Here is a 13,112-nt window from a genome sequence, read left to right on the forward strand (position 1 = left end):
GGGTGGCTTTTTTATTTAGCGTGTTGGCTTAGTGGCCAATTAGCCCTGGGCTTTGTTCACGCGCTCGTGCAGTTCCTGCACCGAAGCAACCTTGTTACGGTCGTCGGCGTTGTGAGCCACACAGTTGGCGAAGGCCGCGTTCAGGGTGGTGGTGTAGTTCACCTTGTAACGCAGTGCAGCGCGGCGCAGCTGGCGTGAATCTTCGATGGCCTGACGGCCTTCGGTGGTGTTCACGATATAGGCGTACTCACCGTTCTTGATGCGGTCAAGAATGTGTGGACGGCCTTCGTGCACCTTGTTCACCAGACGTGGGTTGATACCGGCTTCACCCAGTACCACGGCGGTACCGTGGGTGGCGTCAAGCTCATAGCCCAGCTCCAAAAGCTTGGCGGCCAGGTCGGCAACCTTCTTCTTGTCGCTGTTACGCACAGACAGAAGCGCGCGGCCACAGCGTGGAACATCCTTGATAGAGGCCAGCTCAGACTTGGCATAGGCTTCGGCGAAGGTATCGCCCACACCCATTACCTCACCGGTAGAGCGCATTTCAGGGCCGAGCAGCGGGTCAACGCCAGGGAACTTGTTGAAAGGCAGCACCACTTCTTTCACTGAGTAGAAAGGCGGGATAACTTCCTTGGTAAAGTTCTGCTGTTTCAGGCTCTGACCTGCCATCACACGGGCGGCAATCTTGGCCAGTGGCACACCGGTGGCCTTGGACACGAATGGCACGGTACGGGCAGCACGTGGGTTAACTTCAATCATGTAGATTTCGTTATCCTTCACGGCGAACTGCACGTTCATCAGGCCCACTACGCCCAGCTCGAAAGCCAGCTTGGTCACCTGCTCACGCATTTCGTCCTGAATCGCCTTGGACAGGGTGTAAGGAGGCAGCGAGCAGGCAGAGTCACCAGAGTGAACACCGGCTTGTTCGATGTGCTCCATAATGGCACCGATAACCACGGTTTCGCCATCACACACGGCATCGATATCCACCTCGGTGGCATCGTCCAGGAAGCGGTCCAGCAGTACTGGCGAGGCGTTGGATACGCTTACTGCTTCGTTGAAGTAGCGGCGCAGATCCTGCTCGTCGTACACGATTTCCATCGCGCGGCCACCCAGTACGTAAGATGGGCGAACCACCAGTGGGTAACCGATACGCTCGGCAGCAATCACAGCACCTTCAACCGTGGTGACTGTATCGTTTTCAGGCTGCTTCATGTTAAGGCGTTTGATGGCCTGCTGGAAACGCTCACGGTCTTCGGCGCGGTCGATGGCGTCTGGGCTGGTACCGATAATAGGTACACCGGCAGCTTCGAGGGCACGGGCCAGTTTCAGTGGCGTCTGGCCACCGTAGTGCACGATAACGCCTTTTGGCTGCTCGATACGCACGATTTCCAGTACGTCTTCCAGGGTCACTGGCTCGAAGTACAGACGGTCTGAAGTGTCGTAGTCGGTAGAAACGGTTTCAGGGTTACAGTTAACCATGATGGTTTCATAACCGTCTTCACGCAGCGCCAGCGCGGCGTGTACACAGCAGTAGTCGAACTCGATGCCCTGACCGATACGGTTTGGACCACCGCCCAGTACCATGATCTTGTCTTTGTCGGACGGATTGGCTTCGCACTCTTCCTCGTAGGTGGAGTACATGTAAGCGGTGTCGGTGGCAAATTCAGCGGCACAGGTATCCACACGCTTGTAAACCGGGAACACGTTGAAGCGCTCACGCAGCTTGCGGATTTCGCCTTCGCTGATCCCAAGCAGAGCACTCATACGCGCATCGGAGAAACCTTTACGCTTGAGTTTACGCAGGAAGTCCGCATCGATACCGGTAACACCCAGTTCTTTCACCTTGGCTTCCAGCTGGATGATTTCTTCAATCTGCACCAGGAACCAACGGTCGATGTTGGTCAGGGCGAAAATATCATCCACAGACAGACCGGCGCGGAAGGCATCGCCAATGTACCAAATGCGGTCAGCGCCCGGCTCTTTGAGCTCATGGCGAATTTTCTGCATAGCATCGGCGTCGGTCAGGTCGACGATAGGGTCGAAACCGTTGCGGCTTACTTCAAGACCACGCAGGGCCTTTTGTACCGACTCCTGGAAAGTACGGCCGATGGCCATCACTTCACCCACAGACTTCATCTGAGTGGTCAGACGGTCGTTGGAACCGGCGAATTTTTCGAAGTTAAAGCGTGGCACCTTGGTTACCACGTAGTCGATGGACGGCTCGAAGGACGCAGGGGTGCGACCGCCGGTGATGTCGTTCATCAGCTCATCGAGGGTAAAGCCCACGGCGAGCTTGGCGGCAACCTTGGCAATCGGGAAACCGGTTGCTTTAGAGGCCAGCGCAGATGAGCGCGATACACGGGGGTTCATCTCGATAACAACCATACGGCCGGTAGTCGGGCTGACACCAAACTGTACGTTGGAGCCACCGGTTTCCACACCGATTTCACGCAGTACCGCCATAGAGGCGTTACGCATGATTTGGTATTCCTTATCGGTGAGAGTCTGGGCTGGAGCCACAGTGATGGAGTCACCTGTGTGCACACCCATGGCGTCGAAGTTTTCGATGGCGCAGACGATGATGCAGTTGTCGTTGCGGTCACGCACCACTTCCATCTCGTACTCTTTCCAACCGATCAGCGACTCGTCAATCAGCAGTTCATTGGTTGGAGACAGTTCGAGACCCTGAGAACAGATTTCTTCGAACTCTTCCTTGTTATAGGCGATACCGCCGCCCGAGCCACCCATGGTGAAGGATGGACGGATGATACAAGGGAAGCCAACCAGGTCGAGAACGCCGTAGGCCTCTTCCATGCTGTGGGCGATACCGGCGCGTGGACACTCAAGGCCAATCTTCTTCATGGCCTGGTCGAAACGGGCGCGGTCTTCAGCCTTGTCGATGGCATCAGCAGTGGCGCCGATCATCTCAACGTTGAATTCCTTCAGAACGCCTTTGGCTTCCAGCTCCAGCGCACAGTTCAGCGCAGTCTGGCCACCCATGGTAGGCAGAATGGCGTCTGGACGCTCTTTGGCGATGATGTTGCGTACCACTTCCCAGTGGATTGGCTCGATGTAAGTGGCATCGGCCATCTCTGGGTCGGTCATGATGGTGGCCGGGTTGGAGTTCACCAGGATGACGCGGTAGCCTTCCTCGCGCAGGGCTTTACAGGCCTGGGCGCCGGAGTAGTCGAATTCACAGGCCTGGCCGATAACAATCGGGCCAGCACCCAGGATAAGAATACTTTTTATGTCAGTACGTTTTGGCATTGCTTCAATCTTCTCCAGCTCGGCTTACTTGGCGTTCTTGCGATACTCTTCAATCAGTTCGATGAAATGGTCGAACAGCGGGGCACAGTCGTGTGGACCTGGGCTGGCTTCCGGGTGCCCCTGGAAGCTGAACGCCGGCTTGTCTGTGCGGTGAATGCCCTGCAGCGAACCGTCGAACAGTGACTTGTGGGTCACCTTGAGGTTGGCTGGCAGCGTTGCCTCGTCCACGGCAAAACCGTGGTTCTGGCTGGTGATCATCACAGTGCCCTTTTCAACGTCACCCACTGGGTGGTTGGCACCATGGTGACCGAACTTCATTTTCAGGGTCTGGGCGCCACTGGCAAGGCCAAGGAGCTGGTGACCCAGACAGATACCGAATACCGGAATGTCTGTCTTGAGGATGTCCTGAATTGCCGCAATGGCGTAGTCACATGGCTCTGGGTCGCCAGGGCCGTTTGACAGGAACACACCGTCCGGATTCATCGCCAGCACTTCGCTGGCTGGAGTCTTGGCAGGTACCACGGTCACGTCACAACCACGGTCAACCAGCATACGCAGGATGTTGGTTTTCACGCCGTAGTCATAAGCCACAACCTTGAATTTCAGTTCGCTTTCCGGGGTATCTGAAGGCAGACCGCCTTCCAGACGCCAACTGCCCTTGCGCCACTGATAGCGCTCGGCAGTGGTCACTTCCTTGGCCAGATCCATGCCCTTGAGGCCTGGGAAGGCTTTGGCCGCAGCCAGTGCCTTGTCGCTGTCCAAATCACCCACCAGGATACAACCGGCCTGAGCGCCCTTTTCACGCAGAATGCGGGTCAGCTTGCGGGTATCGATATCGGCAATACCAACGACGTTGTTGGCTTTGAGATAATCACTTAAGGATTGGGTGGAACGGAAGTTACTGGCGATTAGGGGAAGATCGCGAATGATGAGACCACAGGCATGAACCCCATTGGATTCAGTGTCTTCATCGTTGGTACCGGTGTTTCCGATGTGGGGGTAAGTCAGGGTAACTATCTGGCGAGAATAAGAAGGATCCGTCAATATCTCTTGATAGCCTGTCATTGAAGTGTTAAAAACAACTTCTCCGACAGCAATTCCATCTGCACCTATTGCTGTGCCTGAGAACAGGGTTCCATCTTCGAGTACGAGTAAGGCAGACTTTGTCAACGCGACCTCCGAAAGAGCCAAGTCATTGTTATTTGAAGAATTTTGTCGATTTAATTACCAATTTTCCGCAAAAACACGAAATTTTGACAAATTCCAATGATTATATCTGCGAAGCTTGGCTTCGTCTATACAGTACGGTCAGAGATTATAAAAAAACCGCTCAATGGCGGTTTTTTTAATCAACTCAATCCCAATACCTGTTGCATATCGTAAAGACCCGACTTCTGATCGGCCAACCATTTGGCTGCACGCATAGCGCCATTGGCAAAGGTCATACGACTGGATGCTTTATGGGTAATTTCCAAACGCTCGCCGATATCGGCAAACATGGCGGTGTGTTCGCCCACCAGATCGCCGGCGCGCACAGTGGCAAAGCCGATGGTCTGACGATCGCGCTCACCCGTGATGCCCTCACGGCCGTAGACGGCCACTTTTTCCAGGTCACGCCCCAAGGTTTGGGCAATCACTTCGCCCATCTTGAGTGCGGTACCGGAAGGCGCATCTTTCTTGTGTCTGTGGTGGCCTTCGATGATTTCGATATCTGTGTACTCACCCATCACCCTGGCGGCTACTTCCAGCAGTTTCCACATCAGGTTGACACCCACTGACATATTGGGGGCCATCACCACTGGTGTTTCTTCTGCCAGCGCCACTATCTGTTCTTTCTGGGCATGGTTAAAACCGGTAGTGCCAATCACTATGGCCTTGCCGTGCTTAACACACCAATCAAGATTAATCAGCGTGGACTCCGGAGAGGTGAAATCGATAAGTACGTCGAACTGCTCGGTTACCGCATCCAGGCTATCCACCAGGCTCACGCCCAGCTTACCCAAACCGGCCATTTCACCGGCATCAACACCGATCAAGGTTGAACCCGGACGCTCAATGGCGGCGCCGAGCACTATGCCTTCGTGGTTACCGGCCGCTTCCAGCAGTGCACGGCCCATACGGCCGCTGGCACCAATGACGGCGACTCGCACATGTGCTGTCATCTATTGCTCCCTGAAACACAAAAAAACGCCCGAGCATTGCTCAGGCGCTTAACATCAAACGATATCCAGAAGCTCAACTTCGAAAACGAGAGTTGAGTATGGCGGGATGGAAGAACCCGCACCACGCTCGCCATAGGCCAGGTGGAATGGCACGTACAGCTTGTACTTGGCGCCAACGTTCATCAGCTGCAGCGCTTCGGTCCAGCCGGCGATAACGCCAGATACCGGGAACTCGGCTGGCTGACCACGCACAACAGAGCTGTCGAACACTTTACCGTCGATGAAAGAACCGTGGTAGTGAGTGCGAACAGTTGACTCGTAGGTAGGCTTGTCGCCATTACCTTCACTCAGCACTTCGTATTGCAGACCAGATTCAGTCACGAATACACCGTCACGCTTGGCGTTTTCAGCCAGGAAGTTTTCGCCTTCGGCGATAGCGGCTTCGGCAGCTTCTTCCTGAGCCTGTTGCAGGCGGCGGCTGATTTCGGTAAAGGCAATCTGCAGATCCTGCATGGAAACGGCGCTTTCTTTGCCGTCGAATGCGTCGGCCAGACCGGCCTGTACGGCAGGGATGTCCAGACCTTCAAAGGAATTGGCGGCCAGTTGCTCGCCCAGCTGACGGCCTACGCCGTAGCTCGCCTGCAGCTCAACAGTGCTGAATTTATCAGACATAATTCGGGTTCTCTCGAATGTACATGAAAATAACGGCAGGTATTCTATCACGAAATAGGCAGCCGCGGCGAAAAAGCTCTGCCTTATTTAGTAATTTGACAGTTCTTCACCCCGGCCGCTTTTGCGGCCTCATACAGGGGCAGCACTTTTTGCTCCAGACGGCTAAGTTCACTGATGCGTGTGCCGTGTGAAGGGTGGGTTGAAAGCAGCTCTGGCCCCTGCTCGCCGCCCACTTTAGCCATATTTTGCCACAGCCTGGTGCCTGCTCTGGGGTCAAAACCGGCGCGGGCCATCAGTTCAAGCCCCATCACATCGGCTTCGGTTTCCTGCTCGCGGCCAAAGGGCAGAATGTAGCCCACCTGAGCGCCAAGCCCCAGCGCCGCCATATAAAGGTCACGATTGGCGATACCGCCTGCGCCCAGTGCCACATTGGCCAGCTGAAGCCCAGTGCCGGTCATCTGTGCCCGGGACACCTGTTCATTACTGTGCTGCGCCAGCACGTGGGACACTTCATGGCCCAGCACCACCGCCAGTTGGTCCTGATTTTCAGCCACCTTCAAAAGGCCTGTGTACACGCCGATATGGCCCCCCGGCAGCGCGAAGGCATTCACCTGGGGCGAGTCGAACACCACCACTTCCCAGCGCTGGGTGTTACCCGGCAGCGCCGCTGTGACCCGATTGGCCACACAGCCCACATAGGCATTTACCTTGCTGTCTTTGCTGATCTTTTGCTGCTTTTTCATCTCTTCGAACGACGCGGCACCAAGCTGGTCCATTTCTGATGCGGAAAACAGCAGGGTTTGGCCACGGCCTGTTGGCGATTGGTGAGTGGCACAGCCACCAAGCAGCGCCAGCAGCGCAGCGGCGCAAAGGAGTTGTTTCATTGGCTTATTCCTTTAATTACCCGTCATGATTTAACAGGGGCTCAACATGGGCACCATTCTACGCCGACTGCTGCCTCAGGCCAAATCGCCCGCGGATGCCTGCGGCGATTGCGCTCCGGGCGCGTGGACCATCCCAAAACGACGCCGGTATTGCTCCATTGTCACCCCGGTGTGCTTCTTAAACAGGCGCCTGAACGAGCTGGCATCTTCATACCCCACCGACCAGATGACGTTCAGGCTGCTTCGGGCCGATTGCTCCAGCTGGCGTTTTGCCGATTCAATACGAAGCCGCTGTAAATACTCAAGCGGGGTCTCCCCGGTCGCCGCCTTAAAGCGACGTTTGAAGTTACGCCCGCCCATGGCGACGGCATCGGCGGCCTCTTCCACACTGATTTTCTTGTCGAAATGGCGCTTAAGCCAGGCCTCGGCGCGGGCAATGCTTTCATCTTCGTGGTGCTTGTTGCCGGACTCGGCAAAGGGCTGTTGCAGTTCACGACTCGGCTCAAGCAGCATCACCCGGGCACAGAGCATCGCGATTTCCCGCCCGGCGTAGCGCTCAATCAGCCGAAGCAGCACATCATTAAAGGCACTGAAAGCGCCGCCGCAGATAAGGTCGCCATATTCCAGCAGTAATCGCTCACCGTGATAGCTGACTCTTGGGTAGCGGCGCCGAAATACCCCTTCAAGCATCCAGTGTGTAGTAGCATCGCGGCCATCGAGCAGCCCGGCCTCTGCCAGTAGGAAGGTGCCGCTGCAGGCGCTGGCAATAAAACTGCCGTCCCGGCTCATCTGGCGGACCCAGTCGACCGCAGGCGCGGCATTCTTAAGATAGCTATCCACATCGGCAAAGGTGGCCGAGGCAGATAAAAGGCTTGAGATAAGAATGATATCCGGCCGCTCAATATCATCGATGCCTGCATGGGGATGGATCTGCTGCCCTGTAGTGGTATCGACCGGTTTGCCATCCATGGTGACTATCTTGGCGACAAACCCGGCCTCAACATTTTTTATAAGCCCATGTTGCCCGGAAGCCGCCTGGCCATTGCCAGCCTTGGCATTGGCGCTCAGGCCTGAAGAGAGCTCAGCGGATTGGTCATCAGCCTTTTGCGGACTTTTTGATGCGGCAATACAGCGATTAGCCACATAGCAGGCATCCAGCACATTGTGCACTGAAGAGGCCATACATCCTGGCATGGCTAACACGGCAATCGTTGGCATTCCTGGCTCCAAGTCACATTTCGCACCTTTATGGGCAAATATGACCATTATTTGCCTTAACTGCAAGCACTAGACTGGCAAGCACAAGACCGATTGAAACACTGACAAAGGAGTGCGTATGTTGACCTTATTTGGAAGCCCCAACACCCGAACCGTGAGGGCGTTATGGACATTGGAAGAAACCACCCTGCCCTACGAGTATCGCAGGCTGGATCTGCGCGGCGGCGAGTGTCGCCAGCCCGAGTACCTCGCCATCAATCCCAATGGCAAGGTACCGGCGCTGCAGGATGATGATTTGATTTTGCTTGAAACCAACGCCATTTGTTTTTACATCGCCAAAGCGGCGCAAAGTCCACTGTTGCCCGAGTGCCCCAAAGCACAGGCAAAGCTGATGCAATGGAGCGACTTTGCTCTGTCAGAGCTGGAAGTCGGGCCCTGGGGACTGATTAAAAACGAGCGTATCTACCCGGATGAGCTGAAGCTGGAGATGGCACCGCTCAAGCGAACCATGGGCTGGGAGGGCATGCGGGCCCAGCGCATTCTGCACAAAGGAATAAGCAGCAGCGGCTATCTGCTGGAAAGCGGCTTTTCTCTGGCCGACATTCACAACTGTGTGGCACTGATGATGCACTTCAAGGTCGGGCTGCAGGTGATGCCTGAGCTGATGGATTACCTGAAACGCTGTATTGACCGCCCTGCCATCGGCCGCATGGTGGAAATGGGCGAAATTGCGCCGATAAGCCTCTGATGTGCTGCTGATTTGTTCAGGGTGCCTCCTGTAAAAATTGTGTTATCTTTTAGGAAGGCACCCAATAAAAGCGTATGCGTTCCATGACAAATCAGGCCAAAAACAAGCCCAAAGCTCTCTACTCCAAAGACCGTGAAAAGGCAGTGTCGGGCCTGATGGCCATGGATCATATCGACCATGGCAGCGAAGTGTCGGTGGAAATTACCACCCCGCTTGGGCAAAGGCTAACGGCCAACACCCACTTCATCGGTTACGACAATAAAAAGCACATCTTTTACAGCCTGCCTGCGATGAAACCCGCCGAAATGGACCTGTACCTGCAGGTGGGTTTCTGGGTGTTTGTTACCTGTATTTCCGAGCGGGCGGAAGGCGCTATCGTTAAGTTCAAAACCTGCATCGACCATGTCATTCGCACCCCGGTTGGGCTGATGATCCTCAAGCTGCCCGAACAGGCCACCCTGTTCCAGCTGAGGGGCGAGATGCGCTATCAGCTGAATATCAATGGATTTCTGCTGACTGCACAGCGGCGGATGGAGGTGGCGCTCAAAGACATTTCCATGAGCGGCTGCTGTTTTTCCTATCAGGGCATAGCGCCGGTGTTTGAGTCGGGGCAGGAGATGACGCTCGAAGTCGCATCCCCCGACAGCGGCGAAACCTTCCCCTTGTCAGGCATTATCCGCAACCGCCGGGTCCACAGGGGCCGTCAGGAATATGGCCTGCAATTTGATGATACCGGCACCGGCAACTGTAAAAAGTTGCTCTCAAGGTTGATATTCGATGGTGCCAAACTGGTATTCCGTCAGCCCAAGCCCGCCCCCAAGGCGCAGTAGCCGTTTAGTCTGCTCTGAAAAAACGATAAAAATCAGACAATAAAAAGCCCGGCATTGCCGGGCTTTTCAATTTACGGATTGGGATCAGCTGTTCAGATCCTGGAAGAACTTCTTCACCCCATCGAAAAAGCCTTCAGCCTTGGGGCTGTGTTTTTTCGACTCACCGGTGAGGCTGGCTTCAAATTCGCGCAGCAGTTCTTTCTGACGCTCAGACAGGTTGACCGGCGTCTCCATCACCACTTTACACAGCAGATCGCCCACGGCATGGCTGCGAACCGATTTTACGCCCTTTCCACGCAGACGGAACATGCGTCCGGTCTGGGTTTCGGCCGGGATCTTCAGGCTCACTTTGCCATCCAGGGTCGGCACTTCGATTTCACCGCCAAGGGCAGCCTTGGCAAAGGAAATCGGCACTTCACAGTAAAGGTTGTTGCCGTCGCGAACAAAAATCGGGTGTTCACGCACGGTTACCTGTACATACAGATCTCCCGGTGGTGCACCGAACTCACCCGCTTCACCTTCACCGGCCAGACGGATACGGTCGCCGGTATCGACACCGGCCGGAATTTTCACCGACAGGGTCTTGGTCTTCTCAACACGGCCATTGCCATGACACTTGCTGCAAGGATCTTTGATTATCTTGCCGCGGCCATGACAGGTTGGACAGGTCTGCTGCACGGCAAAGAAGCCCTGGCGCATCTGCACCTGGCCCATACCATGACAGGTACCACAGGTAGTGGCAGACGAGCCTTTCTTGGCACCTGAGCCATCACAGCTGTCACAGCCAACCAGGGTTGGCACTTTCAGCTCTTTGGTCAGACCGCGTACGGCCTCTTCCAGTGACAGCTCCAGGTTGTAACGCAGGTCTGAGCCTCGGGCTGCCTGACGCTGACCACCACGGCGGCCGCCGCCGAAGATATCGCCGAACACATCGCCGAAGATATCACCGAAATCACCGCCACCACCGAAACCACCGCCACCGCGGTTGGGATCAACACCGGCATGACCAAACTGATCGTAAGCAGCTTTCTTGTCAGCATCGGTCAGGATTTCATAGGCTTCCTTAACCTCTTTAAAGCTGGCTTCTGCCTCTTTGTCTCCGGGGTTACGGTCGGGGTGATACTTCATCGCCAGGCGCTTGTACGCCTTCTTGATTTCCCGCTCGCTGGCGTCACGGCCAACGCCGAGCACCTCGTAATAATCTCGCTTTGACATATGCTCACGCTTTCATTGCTTGGCTTGGACAAACGGGCGTGAGGGTTGCCCCTAACGCCCGCTACCGAGGTAATAAGCCGGGCTTATTACTTCTTGTCGTCTTTCACTTCTTCGAATTCGGCGTCAACAACATCGTCGCCACCGGCATTGCTGGAAGACTGACCCTGGGCGCTGCCCTCGGCGCTCTGGGCCTTGGCCTGAGCGATTTCCACCAGCTTGGAAGAAGCTTCAATCAGTGCCTGAGTGGCCTTGTCGATGGCTTCTTTGTCGTTGCCTTTTACAGCCACTTCAACATCGGCGATGGCGGCGTCAATCTTGGCCTTGTCATCGCTGCCCAGGGCTTCACCGGCTTCTTCAACCTGCTTCTTGGTCGCGTGTACCAGACCATCAGCCTGGTTACGGGCCTGCGCCAGCTCTTCGAATTTCTTGTCTTCGTCGGCATGGGCTTCGGCGTCACGTACCATTTTTTCGATTTCGTCGTCAGACAGACCAGAAGAAGCCTTGATGGTGATCTTCTGTTCTTTGCCGGTCTTCTTGTCTTTGGCAGACACGTGCAGAATACCGTCGGCGTCGATATCGAAGGTAACTTCAATCTGTGGCATGCCGCGTGGTGCTGGATCAATGCCTTCCAGGTTGAACTGACCCAGTGACTTGTTGGCGCTGGCCTGCTTACGCTCACCCTGCAGCACGTGAATGGTCACGGCGCTCTGGTTGTCGTCGGCAGTAGAGAACACCTGGCTTGCCTTGGTAGGAATAGTGGTGTTCTTTTCAATCAGCTTAGTCATCACCTGACCCATGGTCTCGATACCCAGAGACAGTGGGGTCACGTCCAGCAGCAGTACGTCTTTCACGTCACCAGCCAGTACACCGGCCTGAACGGCAGCACCGATAGCCACAGCTTCGTCAGGGTTTACATCCTTACGAGGCTCTTTGCCGAAGAAGTTGGTTACAGCTTCCTGAACCTTTGGCATACGGGTTTGACCGCCCACCAAAATCACTTCGTTGATGTCAGACACAGACAGGTCGGCATCGGCCAGGGCCACTTTCAGCGGCTCCAGAGAACGTTGAATGAGATCTTCAACCAGCGATTCCAGCTTGGCACGGGTCACCTTAACCACCAGGTGTTTTGGACCAGTGGCATCGGCAGTGATGTACGGCAGGTTCACTTCGGTCTGGTTGGTGCTGGACAGCTCAATCTTGGCCTTTTCAGCGGCTTCTTTCAGACGCTGCATTGCCAGTGGATCGTTACGCAGATCCAGGCCCTGCTCCTTCTTGAACTCGTCAGCAAGGTAGTTGATCAGACGGTTGTCGAAGTCTTCACCACCGAGGTGAGTGTCACCGTTGGTAGCCAGTACTTCGAAGGTCTGGTCGCCATCGTTGTTGTCGATTTCAATAATGGAGATATCGAAAGTACCACCACCGAGGTCGTACACGGCCACGATGTTGTCGCCCTGCTTCTTGTCGATACCATAGGCCAGCGCCGCAGCGGTTGGCTCGTTGATGATACGTTTTACTTCCAGACCCGCGATACGGCCGGCATCTTTGGTGGCCTGACGCTGGGCGTCGTTGAAGTAAGCAGGTACAGTGATAACCGCTTCAGTCACTTCTTCACCGAGGAAGTCTTCAGCCGTTTTCTTCATCTTTTTCAGCACTTCGGCAGACACCTGTGGAGGTGCCATCTTCTTGCCGCGGCTTTCCACCCAGGCATCACCGTTGTCAGCTTCGATGATCTTGAATGGCATGATGTTCACGTCGCGCTGAACTTCGTCGTCTTTGAAACGACGACCAATCAGACGCTTGATCGCGAAGAAAGTGTTGGTTGGGTTGGTGACGGCCTGACGTTTTGCAGGCTGGCCTACCAGCGTTTCGTCTTCAGTAAACGCAATGATGGAGGGCGTAGTGCGATCGCCTTCAGCGTTTTCAATCACTCGCGCCTTGCCGCCATCGAGCACAGCTAAACAAGAGTTGGTTGTGCCGAGGTCGATACCGATAATCTTACCCATGGAGTCCTCCAAAAAATCTTTTAAATGCAGTAATTCGTTGCTTGGTTTTGGATATGGGGCCGCGGTCTGAACTTTTCAAGTCCCGCATGATGCTCGCCACATCTCGTCCT

At 55.2% G+C, this 13,112-nt stretch carries 10 protein-coding genes; 2 read left to right on the plus strand and 8 right to left on the minus strand.

Translation table 11 applies throughout. The features are described 5' to 3' along the window. Nucleotides 1-39: 39 nt before the first annotated feature. The 6 genes from carB to STH12_RS11445 form a co-directional block, all read right to left on the minus strand. Nucleotides 40-3,270 (minus strand): carbamoyl-phosphate synthase large subunit, encoded by a 3,231-nt coding sequence (carB, locus tag STH12_RS11420; protein WP_126167670.1) that lies wholly within the window; start codon nt 3,268-3,270, stop codon nt 40-42. A gap of 24 nt (nt 3,271-3,294) precedes the next feature. After that, nucleotides 3,295-4,440: a glutamine-hydrolyzing carbamoyl-phosphate synthase small subunit gene (gene carA / locus STH12_RS11425; protein WP_126167671.1), complete on the minus strand. Its 1,146-nt coding sequence runs from the start codon at nt 4,438-4,440 to the stop codon at nt 3,295-3,297. A 179-nt stretch (nt 4,441-4,619) separates the two neighbouring features. Beyond that, nucleotides 4,620-5,432, minus strand: coding sequence for a 4-hydroxy-tetrahydrodipicolinate reductase (gene dapB / locus STH12_RS11430; RefSeq protein WP_126167672.1), 813 nt, complete (start codon nt 5,430-5,432; stop codon nt 4,620-4,622). A 54-nt stretch (nt 5,433-5,486) separates the two neighbouring features. Then, a complete protein-coding gene (locus STH12_RS11435) occupies nt 5,487-6,104 on the minus strand; it encodes an FKBP-type peptidyl-prolyl cis-trans isomerase (RefSeq protein ID WP_126167673.1) in 618 nt (205 codons plus the stop codon). Nucleotides 6,105-6,187: 83 nt separating this feature from the next. Further along, nucleotides 6,188-6,988, minus strand: a complete 801-nt coding sequence (locus tag STH12_RS11440; protein ID WP_126167674.1) for a M48 family metallopeptidase — start codon at nt 6,986-6,988, stop codon at nt 6,188-6,190. 75 nt (nt 6,989-7,063) lie between these two features. Then, nucleotides 7,064-8,206 carry a GlxA family transcriptional regulator gene (locus STH12_RS11445; RefSeq protein ID WP_164551198.1) on the minus strand — a complete coding sequence of 381 codons (1,143 nt, stop codon included), beginning with the start codon at nt 8,204-8,206 and terminating at the stop codon, nt 7,064-7,066. 118 nt (nt 8,207-8,324) lie between these two features. Here STH12_RS11445 and STH12_RS11450 point away from each other — a divergent pair, with 118 nt between their 5' ends. Both STH12_RS11450 and STH12_RS11455 read left to right on the plus strand, forming a co-directional pair. Continuing rightward, on the plus strand, nt 8,325-8,954 hold the full coding sequence (locus STH12_RS11450) for a glutathione S-transferase family protein (RefSeq protein WP_126167676.1): 630 nt from the start codon (nt 8,325-8,327) through the stop codon (nt 8,952-8,954). A 74-nt stretch (nt 8,955-9,028) separates the two neighbouring features. Then, nucleotides 9,029-9,784, plus strand: a complete 756-nt coding sequence (locus STH12_RS11455; RefSeq protein WP_126167677.1) for a PilZ domain-containing protein — start codon at nt 9,029-9,031, stop codon at nt 9,782-9,784. Nucleotides 9,785-9,868: 84 nt separating this feature from the next. Here the strand turns inward: STH12_RS11455 and dnaJ are convergent, their stop codons facing one another. Together dnaJ and dnaK are read right to left on the minus strand one after the other, a co-directional pair. After that, complete coding sequence (dnaJ, locus tag STH12_RS11460) at nt 9,869-10,999, minus strand: molecular chaperone DnaJ (RefSeq protein WP_126167678.1); 1,131 nt, start codon at nt 10,997-10,999, stop codon at nt 9,869-9,871. Nucleotides 11,000-11,085: 86 nt separating this feature from the next. After that, nucleotides 11,086-13,002, minus strand: a complete 1,917-nt coding sequence (dnaK, locus tag STH12_RS11465) for a molecular chaperone DnaK (RefSeq protein ID WP_126167679.1) — start codon at nt 13,000-13,002, stop codon at nt 11,086-11,088. Between the last annotated feature and the right edge of the window lie 110 nt (nt 13,003-13,112).

Source organism: Shewanella khirikhana (genome assembly GCF_003957745.1).
Lineage (GTDB): Bacteria > Pseudomonadota > Gammaproteobacteria > Enterobacterales > Shewanellaceae > Shewanella > Shewanella khirikhana.

Coding starts and splice junctions, on each gene's coding strand:
- carB (WP_126167670.1), bottom strand. CDS start 3,270: ATGCCAAAACGTACTGACATAAAAAGTATTCTTATCCTGGGTGCTGGC.
- dapB (WP_126167672.1), bottom strand. CDS start 5,432: ATGACAGCACATGTGCGAGTCGCCGTCATTGGTGCCAGCGGCCGTATG.
- STH12_RS11435 (WP_126167673.1), bottom strand. CDS start 6,104: ATGTCTGATAAATTCAGCACTGTTGAGCTGCAGGCGAGCTACGGCGTA.
- STH12_RS11440 (WP_126167674.1), bottom strand. CDS start 6,988: ATGAAACAACTCCTTTGCGCCGCTGCGCTGCTGGCGCTGCTTGGTGGC.
- STH12_RS11445 (WP_164551198.1), bottom strand. CDS start 8,206: ATGCCAACGATTGCCGTGTTAGCCATGCCAGGATGTATGGCCTCTTCA.
- STH12_RS11450 (WP_126167676.1), top strand. CDS start 8,325: ATGTTGACCTTATTTGGAAGCCCCAACACCCGAACCGTGAGGGCGTTA.
- STH12_RS11455 (WP_126167677.1), top strand. CDS start 9,029: ATGCGTTCCATGACAAATCAGGCCAAAAACAAGCCCAAAGCTCTCTAC.
- dnaJ (WP_126167678.1), bottom strand. CDS start 10,999: ATGTCAAAGCGAGATTATTACGAGGTGCTCGGCGTTGGCCGTGACGCC.
- dnaK (WP_126167679.1), bottom strand. CDS start 13,002: ATGGGTAAGATTATCGGTATCGACCTCGGCACAACCAACTCTTGTTTA.